Below are 15,722 nucleotides of genomic sequence, written 5' to 3'. Positions count from 1 at the left end.
AAACTGTCATGAAAGTCCCCACGATCCTGACGCGTCTGCTGGGCGCTTCCGTCTACGCGTGTGTCACCTACGCGCTCGCGCTCGTGCTCTTCCGGCACGGCGCGCCCCGCCCGCACGTCAACATCATGGCTCTCGGCGTGTCCGCCCTGGCGGCGGCCACCGGCTGGATCTTCGCCGTCCGCACGGCTCCTCCGGTCCCGCCCTCCCCCCGCTACCACCCGCCGGGCGGTACCCCCGCGCCGCCCCGGCGCCTGCCGTCGCCGCGTCCCGCCTGGGCGCGTACGGCGGGCGCGGTCCTGACGGCGGCCGCCGTCCTGGCCGCCGTCGTGGTCGGCACCCAGCCGGGCGGCGAGCACGGCGAGGCGGTCAACGCGATCCAGCGGGCGGGCGCGCAGGTGGCCACCGGCGCGGTCGTCCGGCCCCCCACCCATGTGGAGGAGCAGGACTTCACCCACGAGCGGCGGCACGTGTACCGCGCCGACCTGGTGCTCGAACTGGACACGCCGCACGGGCCGCGCCATGTGAAGGCGTACGACGCCAGGACCGTCGCCCTGCCCCGGCTCGGAGAGGCGCACCAGATCCTCTACGCGCCCTCGGCGCCCGGCCTCGGCGCCTACGTGGACGAGCTGGAGTCCGACCTCGGGTTCTACACGCGTGGCTGGGGCCTGCCGCCCACACCCGTGCAGCAGCTCGTACTGCTCGGGCTCATACCCTTCAGCCTCCTCGTCGCCTACCGCCTGCTGGTGCGCCGCCTCGACCCGGCGAGCCGCGTGCTCCAGCGGGACGCGCGTGACGGCCGGGTCCGCGCGGTGCGGGTGACGATCGAGGCCGCCACCGGGGACGCGATCCGCTCCTCGGGAACGACGCTGGTGCTGCGCACGCAGGAAGGGCAGCGGATCAGCGTGCTCCCCCGGCTGCTGCGCGACCCGGCGGGGCCTGGGCGCCCCGACGACAGCCTCCTCTACATGGGGCGGGCGATGCCGGGCATGGACGCGTGGCTGTGCATGCCGGTCCGGCCCCCGGCGGGCACGGGCGGAACGCCGGTCGCGGTCGTCGCGGACGGCGGCCGGACGGTGTGGGGCCGCGTGGACCCGGCCACCGGACTCGCGCTCGGCGAGCGCAGCGACCCGCGCGCCACCGGCGACGACCGCTGGTGCGCGCCCGCGCCACGGCTCGCGGTCTTCAGACCGGGCCTGCACCTGCCGCAGTTCGGGCTGCTGTCCGCGGCCTTCGCCCTGGTGCTGCCGGGGCTGCTGCACATACCGGGCGAGGCGCTGTCGTCGGCCCTGGGCTCAGGCGCGGCGCTGCTGATCGCCGCCTCGGCCGCGTGGCCGCTGTGGTGGGGCCGCCGGAGCGGGCGGCGGAAGGGGGCGCGGGGTTGGCTGCCCCGTGGCCGAGACAAAAGTCGGCGCGCAATGGACTTTCGGCGCTAGTCGGCGCTTTCCGGCGTCCGTACCGTCGTGTTCATGGACGGAACGACGAACGGCAGCGGAACTGCGCTCCTGCGGCGGACACTTGTTTTCCGGCTCGCCCTTCCGGCCGCCACTCCGGTGGCGGGCGGACGGTTCGTGGCCGGTGTGGCCGCGGCGAGGGCGTCTCCCCGGCTCGCGGGCCCGCGGTCGCCATGGGGCGAGCCCGCGGACCAGGGCGACGGTCGGCGGCGTGGACGTGGGCGGCCTGGCGGACGGCACAGCCGTCCGCGGACATCGGGCGCTGCTCCGCCCGGCCTTTTCGCCAGGCCGCCGCTGCTCCCCGTCGACGGCGGCCGCACCGGCGGCGGCCCGCAGGAGTCCACTCGATGGCGGGCCGGCGACGCCCCGGCAAGGGGGCCGACGGTGGCGTCGCCCTGTGCGGTGTCCGCGGTGTCAGCCGGTGACCGCGCGCAGCGTCCTGGGTCCCGGGGTATCGATCCGCGCCAGCGCGTCGGCGGTCGCGGCGTCGGCGGGGAGGTACGTGATGATCCGCTGGTCCTCGGTGGTCAGCTCCAGTGTCTCGTAGGCGAGCCGCAGTTCACCGGCCTCCGGGTGCGCGAGAAGTGTGACGCCGCTGCGCCGCGCCAGACCGGGCAGGGTCGCCGCGCGTCGCGCGAACTCGTCGCCGGCCGCGACGGTCAGCTCGTCCGTCAGCGCCGCCATGTGCCCGTCGTGCCGGTACGGGCCCTCCTTCAGCGCGGCGACCTGCTCGTCCGCCACGTGCGCCCAGTCCGGGTAGACGGACCGCGCGCGTGCGTCGGTGAACAGGAAGCGGGCGAGGTTGGGCGGTTCGCCGTCGAGCAGCCCGAGGGGGGCCGCCAGGCGCTCGTACGCGCCGGTGTGCGCGAGGACATCGCTGAGCTGGTTGAGCAGCACGGCGGGGGTGGATTCGAGCCGGGCGAGCAGCGCCGCGACGGTGGGCCGTACCGTACGGACCAGTTCGACGGGCCCGCTGCGGCACCGGAAGCCGTCGGCCGCCTTGGAGAGGCGGTGGAGATGGACCCGTTCCCCGAGGTCGAGGCGCAGCGCGTCGGCCAGCGAGGACAGGACACCGGTGGACGGGCGGCGGTCGCGGCCCTGTTCGAGGCGCGTCAGGTACTCGACGCTGACGCCCGCGAGGGTCGCCAGCTCGACACGGCGCAGGCCTGGTGTGCGGCGCCGGGGCCCGGTGGGCAGCCCGACGTCGGCGGGCCGCACCGCCTCGCGGCGTGCGCGCAGGAAGATGCCGAGGTCGTTGCCGTGCTCGCTCACACGTCGAACGTAACAGGGCAGTCCGCGCGGAGGGTGGCCCTGCCACTACCAGTCTCCGGCCGGTCTCCCCCGTGCCGCGCCGGACGGGGAGTGTGGTGCCCACGGCCCCCTGGCGCTGCCCGCCGGGGCCGCCCCTGATCCACAGAACGGGAGACCCCCATGTCCACGCCCATGTCCGCCGCTTCCTCCCCCGCCCCGCTGAAGCTGGCGGTGCTCGTCGGCAGCGTCCGGGAGGGACGCTTCGCGCCGGTCGTCGCCCGCTGGTTCGCCGAACGGGCGGCCGAGCACGGCGAGTTCACGACCGAGGTGATCGACCTCGCCGACTACACGCTGCCGCTGGCGCTGCCGTCCGTCCCCCCGGCCATCGCGCCGGACCCCGAGCGCCCGGCGGGGATGGCGGGGCTGACGCGGGCGCTGGACGAGGCGGACGCGGTCGTCGTCCTGACGCCGGACTACAACCGCAGCTTCCCCGCCTCGCTGAAGGCGGCGATCGACTGGCACTTCACGCAGTGGCAGGCCAAGCCGATCGGCTTCGTGGGGTACAGCGGCCTGAGCGGCGGCCTGCTGGCGATCGAGCAGTTGCGCCAGGTCTTCGGGGAACTGCACGCCCACACAGTGCGCAGCGCCGTGACGTTCCCGCGCTACTACCTGCTCTTCGACGGGCAGGGTGAGCTGCGCGAGCCCACGGAACCGGCGGGGGCGGCCAAGCGGATGCTGGACGAACTGGTGTGGTGGGGCACGGCGCTGCGGGAGGCGCGCGCGACGCGCCCGTTCTCCTCCGTGGCCTGACGCGCGCCGCGCGGCCGCTCGGTGCCCACACCGGCGGACGCCCCGCACCTTCGGCGGCCGGGACGGACCCGTGGCGGACGTACGGGACCGGTACGGCTACAGCGGCCCGTGCCGGAGTCCGGCGCGTCACGACGGCGTACCCCGGGGACCGGGCGCCCAGCCACCGTCCGGCGCGGCCGGGCGCACGCCGCCGGACATCGATGCGAGCCCGGACCGTGGCCACCACGCGCCCCGGTGCGGCTCAGCACCGCAGCGCCGCGTGTGTGCCGGGAAGACCCCGGACGGACGGCCGATGTCACCCGGCGCACCGGTGGAGCCGCCGGGACGCCTGGCCCCACCCGGCCGGGTGGTCCGCGTCCGTCCGGCCGTGTGGGTGCCTTCCCCGCCGGGGTGGGCCGTCAGGGCGTGGCGCCGACGTCCACCCGGCCGGCCCGGCTGAGGAGGATGCGTTGCAGCTCCCGCGCCGCGCGCGGCGGCGACACGTCGCCCCGGTGCGCGACCGAGACCGTGCGGTGCGGCCCCGGCGCGGCGAACGGCGTGGCCCGCAGCCCGGACCGCTCCGCGACCATGCTGGGCACCACCGCCACCCCCAGCCCGGCCCGCACGAAGCCGATCACCGCGTCCATCTCCCCGCCCTCCACGCTGAAGACCGGTTCGAAGCCCGCCTCACGGCACGCGGCGAGGGTCAGTTCCCGCAGGTCGTAGCCGTGCCGGAACATCACCATCGGCCGGCCTTGCAGGTCGCCGACCCTGATGCGCCCGCCCGGCACCGGCGGCGGCCCGTCGGGCGACGAGATGACGACGAGTTCCTCGCGCAGCAGCTCCACGGTGGTCAGCGCGGGCGCCTGCCCCTGGAGCGGTGTGATGACCAGCGCCAGGTCCAGCTCCCCCGCCGCGAGGACGCGCACCAGGTCCTGCGACCCGCTCTCGTGCACCACCAGGTCCACGCCCGGATAGCTGTCCTTGTACGTCCGCAGCACGTCCGGCACCAGGCTGGCGCACAGGCTCGGCGGTGCCCCGAGCCGTACGCGCCCCCGCCGCAGCTGGGCCACCTCCAGGACCTCCCGGCGCGCCGTCTCCGTGTCGGCCAGGATGCGGCGCGCCAGCGGCAGCAGCGCCTCGCCCGCGTCGGTGAGGGAGATGTGGCCGCGCGCGCGGTGGAAGAGCTCGGCGCCCAGCTCCCGTTCCAGCGACCTGATCTGCTGCGACAGCGACGGCTGGGCGACATGCTCGCGCCGCGCGGCCCGGGTGAAGTGCCGGGTCTCCGCGACGGCGGTGAAGTAGCGGAGCTGCTGGAGCTGCATGCGGCCCATGGTACGCCGACGATAGACAACTGCTATCGAAATGAGCTTTTCCATGTCTTGGACGCATTCACGCGCCCCGCCCTACCGTCTGTGTCATGGCTCTGGCGACACGCACGCCGGGACAGGCAGGTCCCGCCCGTACGGCTCCCCCCGCACCGCCCCGGAGGCCGAGGACGGCCGCCGGGCGCTTCTGGCAGTCCACCATCGGCAAGAAGACCGTGATGGCGGTCAGCGGCATCGTCATGCTGCTGTACCTGGTGGCCCACATGGCGGGGAACCTGAAGGTCTTCTTCGGCCCCGAGGAGATGAACGGGTACGCGCACTGGCTGCGCACCATCGGCGACCCGGTGCTGCACCACGAGTGGTTCCTGTGGATCATGCGCCCGCTGCTGCTGCTCGCCCTGGTGGCGCACGCCGTCGCCGCCGCGCAGCTGAGCCGCCGCGACCTGGCGGCCCGCCCCGTGAAGTACGCGCACCGCAAGCCGCGCGCCGGCTACGCCACGCGCACGATGCGCTGGGGCGGCGTGATCCTGGCGCTGTTCCTCGTCTGGCACATCCTCGACCTGACGACCGGCACCGTGAACCCGCGCGGCGAGGCGGGCCACCCGTACGAGAACATCGTCGCCGCCTTCAGCACCTGGTACGGCAACACGATCTACATCGTCGCCATGCTCGCCGTCGGGCTGCACGTCCGGCACGGCTTCTGGGGCGCGGCACAGACCCTCGGCGCGGGCAGCCGCACCCGCGACCGCGCGCTCAAGGTCACGGCGAACGTCCTGGCCCTCGTCCTCACCCTCGGCTTCCTGTCGGTCCCCTTCGGCGTGATGACCGGGATCGTCGAGTGAGGGGCATGAGCGGAACGAGCGGCATGAGCAGCGTGAGCGGCAAGAGCAGCGTGAACGGAGTCGGCAGCATGTCCTCGCCCTACCTCGACTACACCACCGGCGACCCGGTCGCCGACACCAAGGCCCCGGACGGACCCGTCGCCGAGCGCTGGAACCGGCGCCGTTTCGAGGCGAAGCTGGTCAACCCGGCCAACCGCCGCAAGCACACCGTCATCGTCGTCGGCACCGGCCTCGCCGGTGGCGCGGCGGGCGCGACCCTGGCCGAACAGGGCTACCACGTCGTGCAGTTCTGCTACCAGGACTCGCCGCGCCGCGCCCACTCCATCGCCGCCCAGGGCGGCATCAACGCCGCGAAGAACTACCGCAACGACGGCGACTCCGTCCAGCGCCTCTTCTACGACACGGTCAAGGGCGGCGACTTCCGCGCCCGCGAGTCCAACGTCCACCGCCTCGCCGAGGTGTCGGTGGAGATCATCGACCAGTGCGTGGCGCAGGGCGTCCCGTTCGCCCGCGAGTACGGCGGCCTCCTCGACACGCGCTCGTTCGGCGGCGTCCAGGTGTCCCGCACCTTCTACGCCCGCGGCCAGACGGGCCAGCAGCTGCTGCTCGGCGCGTACCAGGCACTGTCCCGGCAGATCGCCGCCGGGAACGTCGAGATGCACGCGCGCACCGAGATGCTCGACCTGATCGTCGCGGACGGCCGGGCGCGCGGCATCGTGGCGCGCGACCTGGTCACCGGCCGCATCGACACGTACTTCGCCGACGCCGTCGTCCTCGCCACCGGCGGCTACGGCAACGTCTTCTACCTCTCCACCAACGCGAAGAACTCCAACGCCACCGCCATCTGGCGCGCCCACCGCCGCGGCGCGTACTTCGCCAACCCCTGCTTCACCCAGATCCACCCCACCTGCATCCCGCGCTCGGGCGACCACCAGTCGAAGCTGACGCTGATGAGCGAGTCCCTCCGCAACGACGGCCGCATCTGGGTGCCGAAGCAGGCCGGGGACACCCGCGCCCCGGCGGACATCCCGGAGGCCGAGCGCGACTACTACCTGGAGCGGATCTACCCGTCGTTCGGCAACCTCGTGCCCCGCGACATCGCCTCCCGCGCCGCGAAGAACGTGTGCGACGAGGGCCGCGGCGTCGGCCCCGGCGGGCAGGGCGTCTACCTGGACTTCGCCGACGCCATCGCCCGGCTCGGCCGCCCCGCCGTCGAGGCGAAGTACGGCAACCTCTTCGACATGTACGCGCGGATCACCGCCGAGGACCCGTACGAGACGCCGATGCGCATCTACCCGGCCATCCACTACACGATGGGCGGCCTGTGGGTGGACTACGACCTCCAGACCACGGTCCCCGGCCTGTTCGCCATCGGCGAGGCCAACTTCTCCGACCACGGCGCGAACCGCCTCGGCGCCTCCGCGCTGATGCAGGGCCTGGCGGACGGCTACTTCGTCCTGCCCGCCACCCTGGCCGACTTCCTCGCCCGCCACCCCCACGACGAGATCCCCCACGACCACCCGGCCGTCACCGACGCCGTCACCGAGGTGACCGACCGGCTCTACCGGCTGCTGTCCAACAACGGCGACCGCACCCCCGACTCGTTCCACCGCGAGCTGGGCGAGCTGCTGTGGAACGAGTGCGGCATGGCACGCACCGAGGAGGGCCTGCGCCGCGCGCTGGAGCGCATCCCCGGGCTGCGCGCCGAGTTCTGGCGGCGCGTGCGCGTCCCCGGCAGCGGCAGCGACCTCAACCAGTCGCTGGAGAAGGCGAACCGCATCAGCGACCACCTGGAGCTGGCCGAGCTGATGTGCCTGGACGCCCTGCACCGCGCCGAGTCGTGCGGCGGCCACTTCCGCACCGAGAGCCAGTCGGAGACCGGCGAGGCGGAGCGGCGCGACGACGCGTTCGCGTACGCCGCCGCCTGGGAGTTCACCGGCAGCGGCACGGCGCCCGTGCTGCACCGGGAGCAGCTGGTCTTCGAGTACGTCCACCCCACCCAGCGGAGCTACACGTGAACCTCACCCTGCGCATCTGGCGCCAGCCGGGCCCCGACAGCGAGGGCGCCATGACCACCTACGAGGTGGCGGACATCTCGCCCGACATGTCGTTCCTGGAGATGCTCGACACCCTCAACGAGGAGCTGGTCGAACGCGGCGACGAGCCCGTCGCGTTCGACCACGACTGCCGCGAGGGCATCTGCGGCGCCTGCGGCATGGTCATCAACGGCGACGCCCACGGGCCCGAGCGCACCACGACCTGCCAGCTGCACATGCGGCACTTCTCGGACGGCGACACGATCGACGTCGAGCCGTGGCGCGCCGCCGCGTTCCCCGTGGTCAAGGACCTGGTGGTGGACCGGTCGGCGTTCGACCGGATCATCGGCTCGGGCGGCTACGTCACGGCGCCGACCGGCAGCGCCCCCGAAGCGCACGCCACGCCGGTGCCCAAGCCGGCGGCGGACACCGCGTTCGAGCACGCCGAGTGCATCGGCTGCGGCGCGTGCGTGGCGGCCTGCCCGAACGGGTCGGCGATGCTGTTCACGTCGGCCAAGGTCGTGCACCTCGGCTCGCTGCCGCAGGGCGCGCCCGAACGGGAGACGCGCGTCCTCGACATGGTGGACACCATGGACGCCGAGGGCTTCGGCGGCTGCACCAACACCGGGATGTGCACCACCGTCTGCCCGAAGGGCATCCCGATGTCGTCCATCACGACGATGAACCGCGAGTACCTGCGCGCCACCCGCAAGGGCGGCGGCTCGCGCTGACGCCCCTCCCCGCGCGGGGCGTCAGCGGCGGGCGTGCCGTACGGTCAGCCGGCCGAAGCCCATCGCGCCGGAGATCCGTATCACCGGCCCGTCGCCTTCCGAGCCGCCGCGCGGGGCGCGCACGCGCGGCGCCTTCCACCCGGCGCTCAGGCCCTCCATGTCCACCACCGCGCCGCGCGGCACGGTGATCCTCGCCGTGCCCGTCCCGAGCTTCAGCACGATGTCGACCTGCCGGTGCTCGATGACCGCCCGGGACAGGTCCAGATCGACCCGCGCGAACGCCGACTCGACCGTGAGCGTACGGGGCACGCGCCACGCCCCCCGCCGCCGGATGCGCCCGGCCGCGCCGCCGAGCGTGGCCGCGGTCTCCGGGCCAGGCTCCGGCAGCGCCGCCAGGGCACCGGCCAGGTCGCCGCGCGTCCTCGCCGTGAGCGCCTTCTGGAGGCGGTCGTCCATCTCCTCGTGCGGGACGGCCCCCTCGGCGTACGCCTCCTGGAGGCGCCGCACCGCGGCCTCGCGGTCGCCGTCACCGACGAGCCGCGCCGCGTCGTCCTCCGGTACGGGTGCCACCCGGTCCCCCCTCTCCCCGCGGCGCCGCCGCGGGCTCAGCGAACGGGCAGCCCCGCCTCGCGCAGCACGCCCTTGACCTGCCCGATCCGCAGATCGCCGAAATGGAAGACGGACGCCGCGAGCACCGCGTCCGCGCCCGCCCCGATGGCGGGGGCGAAGTCGCCGAGCCGCCCGGCGCCGCCGGACGCGACGACCGGCACCGTCACGTGCTCCCGCACGGCCGCGATCATCGACGTGTCGTAGCCGTCCCTGGTGCCGTCCGCGTCCATGGAGTTGAGCAGGATCTCGCCCGCGCCGAGCTCCGCCGCGCGGTGCGCCCACCCGACGGCGTCGATGCCCGTGCCGCGCCGCCCGCCGTGGGTCGTCACCTCGAAGCCGGAGTCCGTGGCCGTACCCTCGGGGCAGCGCCGCGCGTCCACCGACAGTACGAGCACCTGGCTGCCGAAACGTTCCGCGATCTCGCGGATCAGCTCGGGGCGCGCGATGGCCGCCGTGTTGACGCCCACCTTGTCCGCCCCGGCGCGCAGCAGCCGGTCCACGTCCTCGGTGGTCCGGACGCCGCCGCCCACCGTCAGCGGGATGAACACCTGCTCGGCGGTGCGGCGCACCACGTCGTACGTCGTCTCCCGGTTGCCCGACGAGGCGGTGATGTCGAGGAACGTCAGCTCGTCCGCGCCCTCCGCGTCGTAGACCTTGGCCATCTCGACGGGGTCGCCCGCGTCCCGCAGGTTCTGGAAGTTGACGCCCTTGACCACCCGGCCCGCGTCCACGTCCAGGCACGGGATGACGCGCACCGCGAGCGTCACGACGCCGCCTCCCGGTCGCCCCGGTACGCCTCCAGCTCGACCTGGACGAGGATGCGCGAGTCCGCGAAGCCGGAGACGACGACCAGCGTCGTCACCGGCCGCACCGCGTCGAACAGCTCCTGGTGCGCCCGCGTCACCTCCTCGACGTCCCGCGAGTGGCTGAGGTACAGCCGCGTGCGCACGACCGACTCGATGCCGAGGCCGAACGGCGTCAGCGCCGCCACCGCGTCCGCCAGCGCGACGCGCGCCTGCTCGTACGGGTCGCCGACCGCCGCCGCGCCCGCGGTCGGCGGCATCGTCCCGCCGACGAGGACGACGTTCCCCGCGGCGACGGCGCGCGCCGCGCCGAGCGTCTCCTCCCACACGCTGCCGGTCCGTACCCGTTCGAGTGCCATCAGGCCACCGCCTCCACTGTCCGCAGCGCCTCTTCGAGGGTGAAGGCGCCCGCGTACAGCGCCTTCCCGACGATCGCGCCCTCGACGCCCACCGGCGTGAGGGCCGCGATGGCGCGCAGGTCGTCGAGCGACGAGACGCCGCCCGAGGCCACGACCGGGCGGTCGGTGGCGGCGCAGACGGAGCGCAGCAGGTCGAGGTTGGGGCCCTGGAGGGTGCCGTCCTTGTTGATGTCGGTGACGACGTAGCGGGCGCAGCCCTCGGCGTCGAGGCGGGCCAGCGTCTCGAAGAGGTCGCCGCCGTCCCGCGTCCAGCCGCGGCCGCGCAGGGTCGTGCCGCGCACGTCGAGGCCGACGGCGATGCGGTCGCCGTGCTCGGCGATCACCTTGGCGACCCAGGCGGGCGACTCCAGCGCGGCCGTCCCGAGGTTGACGCGGGTGCAGCCGGTGGCGAGGGCGGCGGCGAGGGTGTCGTCGTCGCGGATGCCGCCGGACAGCTCGACGCGGATGTCCATGGCGCGCACGACGTCGGCGATCTGCTCCCGGTTGTCGCCCGTGCCGAACGCGGCGTCGAGGTCCACCAGGTGCAGCCACTCGGCCCCCGCACGCTGCCACGCGACGGCGGCGGCGTACGGGTCGCCGTAGGACGTCTCGGTGCCGGACTCGCCGTGCACGAGGCGGACCGCCTGCCCGTCACGGACATCGACGGCGGGGAGGAGTTCCAGCTTCACAGGGTCTCGATCCAGTTGGTGATGAGGCGGGCACCGGCGTCGCCCGACTTCTCCGGGTGGAATTGGGTGGCCCACAGCGGGCCGTTCTCGACGGCCGCGACGAACGGCTCGCCGTGCGTGGCCCAGGTGACCCGCGCCGGGGCCTGGGCCTGGTGCTCCTGCGGCAGCTCCCAGTCGTGGACCGCGTAGGAGTGGACGAAGTAGAACCGGTCCTCGGGCCCGGTCCCGGCGAACAGCTTCGAGTCCGCCGGGGGCCGCACCGTGTTCCAGCCCATGTGGGGCACGACGCCGGCGCGCAGCGGGCCGACCGTGCCTGGCCACTCGTCCAGGCCCTCGCTCTCCACGCCGTGCTCGATGCCGCGCGCGAAGAGGATCTGCATGCCGACGCAGATGCCGAGCACGGGGCGGCCGCCCGCCAGCCTGCGGCCGACGATCCAGTCGCCGCGCGCCTGGCGCAGCCCGTTCATGCAGGCGGCGAACGCGCCGACGCCGGGGACGAGGAGCCCGTCCGCGTTCATCGCCGCGTCCGGGTCACGCGTCACCTCGACGTCGGCGCCGGTCCTGGCCACGGCGCGCTGGGCCGAGCGGATGTTGCCGAAGCCGTAGTCGAAGACGACGACCTTCTTGCGGGTGCCGTCCGGCATGCGCGTCACGCCCCCAGCCGCAGCGCGCCGGCCAGCAGGCACAGCGCGCTGCCCGCGCCGAGCAGGGCGATGACGCCGCGGGGCAGGCCCTGCTTCACGAACGAGATGACGCCGCCGAGCAGGAAGAGCCCGACGACCAGCAGCAGCGTCGATGTCCCGTTCACAGCGCGCCCTTGGTGGAGGGGATGCCGGTCTGCCGGGGGTCTATCTCGCTGGCGTAGCGCAGCGCGCGGGCGAGGGCCTTGAACTGGCACTCGACGATGTGGTGCGCGTTGCGGCCGTACGGCACGTGGACGTGCAGCGCGATCTGCGCCTGCGCGACGAAGGACTCCAGGACGTGCCGGGTCATCGTCGTGTCGTACGAGCCGATCATCGGCGCCATGTTCTCCGGCTCGCGGTGCACGAGGTACGGGCGGCCCGACAGGTCCACGGTCACCTGCGCGAGGGACTCGTCCAGCGGCACCGACGCGTCCGCGAAGCGCACGATGCCCCGCTTGTCGCCCAGCGCCTGCCGGAACGCGGCGCCCAGCGCGAGCGCGGTGTCCTCGATGGTGTGGTGGCTGTCGATGTGCAGGTCGCCCTCGGTCTTCACCGTCAGGTCGAACAGCCCGTGCCGACCGAGCTGGTCGAGCATGTGGTCGAAGAAACCGACCCCCGTCGCGACATCAACGGTCCCGGTGCCGTCGAGGTCGATCGAGACGGTGACCGAGGTCTCCTTGGTGGTGCGCTCCACGCGGCCCACGCGCGTCATTCGCTGATCTCCTTCCGCACCGCCCGGACCGCGTCCAGGAAGGCGTCGTTCTCCTGCCGCGTGCCGGTGGTGACCCGCAGCCGGCCCGGCACGCCGTTGTCCCGGACGAGCACGCCGTGGTCGAGCAGGCGCTGCCACACGGCGTGCGTGTCCTCGAAGCGGCCGAACTGCACGAAGTTGGCGTCCGACTCGGTGACCTCGCAGCCGAGGGCGCGCAGCTCGCCGACCAGCCGGTCCCGTTCGGCCTTCAGCTCCTCGACGTACCCGAGCAGCGTATCGGCGAATTCGAGCGCCGCGTGCGCGGTGGCCTGGGTGACGGCCGACAGGTGGTAGGGCAGGCGCACGAGCTGGACGGCGTCCACCACGGCCGGGTCGGCCGCCAGGTAGCCGACGCGCAGCCCGGCGGCGCCGAATGCCTTGGACATCGTGCGGGTGATCACCAGGTTCGGCCGGCCGGGCAGCAGGCGCAGCAGCGACGGCCGGTGGCTGAACTCGGCGTACGCCTCGTCCACGATGACGAGCGCCCCGTTCGGGTGGCCCGCCGCCTCCTGCGCCGCGTCGTACAGGGCCGTGACGGTCCCGGGGGCGACGGCGGTGCCGGTCGGGTTGTTGGGCGAGCAGATGAAGACGACGTCGGGCGCGTGCTCCCGCACGGCGGCGACGGCGGCCGGCTCGTCGATCCCGTAGTCGGGGCGGCGCGGCCCGGAGATCCAGCCGGTGCCGGTGCCGCGGGCGATCAGCGCGTACATGGAGTACGACGGGTCGAAGCCGATCGCGGTGCGCCCCGGGCCGCCGAACGCCTGGAGGAGCTGCTGGATGACCTCGTTCGACCCGTTGGCGGCCCAGACCTGGCGCGGGCCGACCTGGTGGCCGCCGGTGCGCGTGAGGTAGGCGGCGAGCTGCGTGCGCAGGACGACGGCGTCGCGGTCCGGGTAGCGGTTGAGGGTGCGGGCGGCGTCGGAGACGCGCTCGGCGATGCGCCGGACCAGGGCGTCGGGGAGGGGGTACGGGTTCTCGTTGGTGTTGAGCCGCACGGGGACGTCGAGCTGCGGCGCCCCGTACGGGGACCTGCCGCGCAGTTCGTCCCTGATGGGCAGGTCGTCGATGCCGGTCATGCGCTGGGGTCCTGTCGTCCGTCTCCGTCGCCGCCACCGCTGCTGCCGCCGCCGTCGCGTTCGAACCGCGCCGTGACGGCCGCGCCGTGGGCGGGCAGGTCCTCGGCCTCGGCGAGCGTGACGACGTGGTGGGCCACCCCGGCGAGGGCGTCCCGGTCGTAGTCCACGACGTGGATGCCGCGCAGGAACGACTGGACGGACAGGCCCGACGAGTGGCAGGCGCAGCCGCCGGTGGGGAGCACGTGGTTGGAGCCCGCGGCGTAGTCGCCGAGGGACACGGGCGAGTAGGGGCCGATGAAGACGGCGCCCGCGTTGCGTACCCGGGCGGCGACCGCGTGGGCGTCCTCGGTGAGGATCTCCAGGTGCTCGGCGGCGTAGGCGTCCACGACGGCGAGTCCCTGGTCGATGTCCGTGACCAGGACGGTGCCCGACTGGCGTCCGGCGAGCGCCTCGGCGATCCGCCCGTGGTGCTTGGCGGCGGGCACGCGGACGGCCAGCTCGGCGTCCACGGCGTCGGCCAGCGCGGCGGACGGGGTGACGAGGACGGCTGCGGCCAGCACGTCGTGCTCCGCCTGGCTGATCAGGTCGGCGGCGACGAGGGCGGGGTCGGCGCTGTCGTCGGCGAGGACGGCGATCTCGGTCGGCCCTGCCTCGGCGTCGATGCCGATGACGCCCTTCAGCAGGCGCTTGGCGGCGGCGACGTACACGTTGCCAGGGCCGGTCACGAGGCGTACGGGCGCGCACTCGTCCGTGCCGTAGGCGAACATCGCGATCGCCTGGGCGCCGCCCGCCGCGTACACCTCGTCCACGCCGAGCAGCGCGCAGGCGGCCAGGATCGTGGGGTGGGGCAGCCCGGCGCCCCAGTCGTTGCCGGGCGCCGCCTGCGGCGGGGACGCGACGGCGAGGGAGCCGACGCCCGCCTCCTGCGCGGGGACGACGTTCATCACGACCGACGACGGGTAGACCGCCCGGCCGCCCGGCACGTACAGGCCGACGCGCTCGACGGGCACCCAGCGCTCGGTGACGGTCCCGCCCGGCACGACGCGGACGGCGGTGTCGGTGCGGCGCTGCTCGCGGTGGACGAGGCGGGCGCGGCGGATGGACTCCTCAAGGCCCGCGCGGACGGCGGGGTCGAGTTCGGCCAGGGCGCGGCCGAGCGCCTCGGCGGGGACCCGGACGCGGTCCAGGGTGACGCCCTCGAAGCGCCGCGCGTACTCGATCAGCGCCGCCGTGCCGCGATGGCGCACGTTCTCGCAGATGGGCCGCACCTTCTCCAGGGCGGCCTCGACGTCGAGTTCGGCGCGCGGCAGCAGGTCGCGGTCGATCCCGGCCCCCGAGGGGCCGGTGTCCCGCAGATCGATTCGAGTCAGCACGCGTCCAGTTTCGCAGACGGCCGGGAACGGCCGGCAACGCGTTTCGGCATCCGGGCGGCCGCCCCGGGACGGCGCCGCGCGGGCCCGTCGCGACGCATCGCCACGTCCCCCCGGACAGCCCACCCCGCAGCCGATAGGCTGGCCGGTCGTGACGACCACGCGCCTGCCGCTCTTCCCGCTGAACACCGTGCTGTTCCCGGGTCTGGTACTTCCGCTGAACGTGTTCGAGCCGCGGTACCGGGCGCTCATGGCCGATCTGCTGGAGCTGCCGGAGGACGGTCCCCGGCCGTTCGGCGTGGTGGCGATCCGCGACGGGCACGAGGTGGCGCCGAGCGCCGTGGGGCTGCCGGAGACGGGGAAGCCGCCGGAGCCGGCGGCCGGTTCCGGGTTCGCGCGGGACGACCCGCGCCGTTCGTTCCACGAGGTGGGCTGCGTCGCGGACGCCTCGACGATCCGGGAGCGTCCCGACGAGGAGGGGTACGAGGTGCTCGCGACCGGGACGACGCGCTTCCGCCTCGTCTCGGTGACGGCGGACGGGCCGTATCTGACGGCCGAGGTGGAGCCGCTTGAGGAGGTGGCCGGGGAGGGCGCGGGGGCGCTGGCCTCGGGGGTGCTGCGGGCGTTCCGCTCGTACCAGAAGGTCCTCGCGGGGGCGAACGAGCGCTCGCTCGCGCCGGGGCAGGACCTGCCGGACGACCCGTCGGTGGTGTCGTACCTGGTGGCGGCGGCGACGATGCTGTACACGCCGGACAAGCAGCGGCTGCTCCAGGCCAAGGACACGGCGACGCGGCTGGCGGAGGAGCTGCGCATCCTGCGGCAGGAGACGGCGGTGATCGGCAAGCTGCCGTCCGTGCCGGGCGCGGAGTTCACCGTCCGGCCGACCAGTCTCAACTGACGGGACGGGAGGGTCCC

Annotated in this window: 17 protein-coding genes; 6 read left to right on the top strand and 11 right to left on the bottom strand. The window is 74.2% G+C overall.

The features are described from left to right. Positions 1–8: 8 nt before the first annotated feature. Positions 9–1,433 carry a hypothetical protein gene (locus tag ACL02R_RS24245; protein ID WP_412799087.1) on the top strand — a complete coding sequence of 475 codons (1,425 nt, stop codon included), beginning with the start codon at positions 9–11 and terminating at the stop codon, positions 1,431–1,433. A 432-nt stretch (positions 1,434–1,865) separates the two neighbouring features. On the opposite strand, the gene ACL02R_RS24240 is transcribed toward ACL02R_RS24245, so the two are convergent. Next, positions 1,866–2,723, bottom strand: coding sequence for a helix-turn-helix domain-containing protein (locus ACL02R_RS24240; protein WP_412799086.1), 858 nt, complete (start codon positions 2,721–2,723; stop codon positions 1,866–1,868). Between the two features lie 159 nt (positions 2,724–2,882). On the opposite strand from ACL02R_RS24240, the gene ACL02R_RS24235 reads away from it, so the two are divergent. Beyond that, positions 2,883–3,512: an NADPH-dependent FMN reductase gene (locus ACL02R_RS24235; RefSeq protein ID WP_412799085.1), complete on the top strand. Its 630-nt coding sequence runs from the start codon at positions 2,883–2,885 to the stop codon at positions 3,510–3,512. 398 nt (positions 3,513–3,910) lie between these two features. On the opposite strand, the gene ACL02R_RS24230 is transcribed toward ACL02R_RS24235, so the two are convergent. Beyond that, complete coding sequence (locus ACL02R_RS24230) at positions 3,911–4,816, bottom strand: LysR family transcriptional regulator (protein WP_412799084.1); 906 nt, start codon at positions 4,814–4,816, stop codon at positions 3,911–3,913. A gap of 95 nt (positions 4,817–4,911) precedes the next feature. Here ACL02R_RS24230 and ACL02R_RS24225 point away from each other — a divergent pair, with 95 nt between their 5' ends. The 3 genes from ACL02R_RS24225 (at position 4,912) to ACL02R_RS24215 (ending at position 8,428) form a co-directional block, all read left to right on the top strand. After that, on the top strand, positions 4,912–5,661 hold the full coding sequence (locus ACL02R_RS24225; protein WP_412799083.1) for a succinate dehydrogenase: 750 nt from the start codon (positions 4,912–4,914) through the stop codon (positions 5,659–5,661). Between the two features lie 68 nt (positions 5,662–5,729). Further along, positions 5,730–7,679 (top strand): fumarate reductase/succinate dehydrogenase flavoprotein subunit, encoded by a 1,950-nt coding sequence (locus ACL02R_RS24220; protein WP_412799115.1) that lies wholly within the window; start codon positions 5,730–5,732, stop codon positions 7,677–7,679. Next, positions 7,676–8,428 carry a succinate dehydrogenase/fumarate reductase iron-sulfur subunit gene (locus tag ACL02R_RS24215; protein WP_412799082.1) on the top strand — a complete coding sequence of 251 codons (753 nt, stop codon included), beginning with the start codon at positions 7,676–7,678 and terminating at the stop codon, positions 8,426–8,428. Before ACL02R_RS24220 ends, ACL02R_RS24215 begins: the two co-directional genes overlap by 4 nt. Before the next feature lie 21 nt (positions 8,429–8,449). Here ACL02R_RS24215 and ACL02R_RS24210 read toward each other — a convergent pair whose 3' ends face one another. Genes ACL02R_RS24210 through hisD form a run of 9 tightly spaced genes read right to left on the bottom strand, consistent with a single transcriptional unit; the run spans position 8,450 to position 14,810 of the window. Next, positions 8,450–8,998 carry a DUF1707 SHOCT-like domain-containing protein gene (locus ACL02R_RS24210; RefSeq protein WP_412799081.1) on the bottom strand — a complete coding sequence of 183 codons (549 nt, stop codon included), beginning with the start codon at positions 8,996–8,998 and terminating at the stop codon, positions 8,450–8,452. A 35-nt stretch (positions 8,999–9,033) separates the two neighbouring features. Next, positions 9,034–9,804, bottom strand: coding sequence for an imidazole glycerol phosphate synthase subunit HisF (gene hisF, locus ACL02R_RS24205; protein ID WP_412799080.1), 771 nt, complete (start codon positions 9,802–9,804; stop codon positions 9,034–9,036). Beyond that, complete coding sequence (locus ACL02R_RS24200; RefSeq protein ID WP_412799079.1) at positions 9,801–10,199, bottom strand: Rid family hydrolase; 399 nt, start codon at positions 10,197–10,199, stop codon at positions 9,801–9,803. Before ACL02R_RS24200 ends, hisF begins: the two co-directional genes overlap by 4 nt. Beyond that, on the bottom strand, positions 10,199–10,927 hold the full coding sequence (gene priA, locus ACL02R_RS24195) for a bifunctional 1-(5-phosphoribosyl)-5-((5-phosphoribosylamino)methylideneamino)imidazole-4-carboxamide isomerase/phosphoribosylanthranilate isomerase PriA (protein ID WP_398841543.1): 729 nt from the start codon (positions 10,925–10,927) through the stop codon (positions 10,199–10,201). The genes ACL02R_RS24200 and priA overlap by 1 nt, the downstream gene beginning before the upstream one ends. Beyond that, complete coding sequence (gene hisH, locus ACL02R_RS24190; protein ID WP_412799114.1) at positions 10,924–11,571, bottom strand: imidazole glycerol phosphate synthase subunit HisH; 648 nt, start codon at positions 11,569–11,571, stop codon at positions 10,924–10,926. Before hisH ends, priA begins: the two co-directional genes overlap by 4 nt. A 5-nt stretch (positions 11,572–11,576) precedes the next feature. After that, entirely contained in the window at positions 11,577–11,735 is a 159-nt protein-coding gene (locus ACL02R_RS24185; protein ID WP_052851795.1) for a hypothetical protein, read from the bottom strand. Further along, positions 11,732–12,322 (bottom strand): imidazoleglycerol-phosphate dehydratase HisB, encoded by a 591-nt coding sequence (hisB, locus tag ACL02R_RS24180; protein WP_412799078.1) that lies wholly within the window; start codon positions 12,320–12,322, stop codon positions 11,732–11,734. Before hisB ends, ACL02R_RS24185 begins: the two co-directional genes overlap by 4 nt. Then, positions 12,319–13,437: a histidinol-phosphate transaminase gene (locus tag ACL02R_RS24175; RefSeq protein WP_412799077.1), complete on the bottom strand. Its 1,119-nt coding sequence runs from the start codon at positions 13,435–13,437 to the stop codon at positions 12,319–12,321. The genes hisB and ACL02R_RS24175 overlap by 4 nt, the downstream gene beginning before the upstream one ends. Next, on the bottom strand, positions 13,434–14,810 hold the full coding sequence (hisD, locus tag ACL02R_RS24170) for a histidinol dehydrogenase (protein WP_412799076.1): 1,377 nt from the start codon (positions 14,808–14,810) through the stop codon (positions 13,434–13,436). Before hisD ends, ACL02R_RS24175 begins: the two co-directional genes overlap by 4 nt. A gap of 148 nt (positions 14,811–14,958) precedes the next feature. On the opposite strand from hisD, the gene ACL02R_RS24165 reads away from it, so the two are divergent. After that, complete coding sequence (locus ACL02R_RS24165; protein ID WP_412799075.1) at positions 14,959–15,705, top strand: LON peptidase substrate-binding domain-containing protein; 747 nt, start codon at positions 14,959–14,961, stop codon at positions 15,703–15,705. The last annotated feature ends 17 nt before the right edge of the window (positions 15,706–15,722 follow it).

This window comes from Streptomyces sp. MS19, assembly GCF_047200595.1.
In the GTDB taxonomy this organism is placed as follows: Bacteria; Actinomycetota; Actinomycetes; order Streptomycetales; family Streptomycetaceae; genus Streptomyces.
This window is presented reverse-complemented; position numbering and strand designations above follow the sequence as displayed.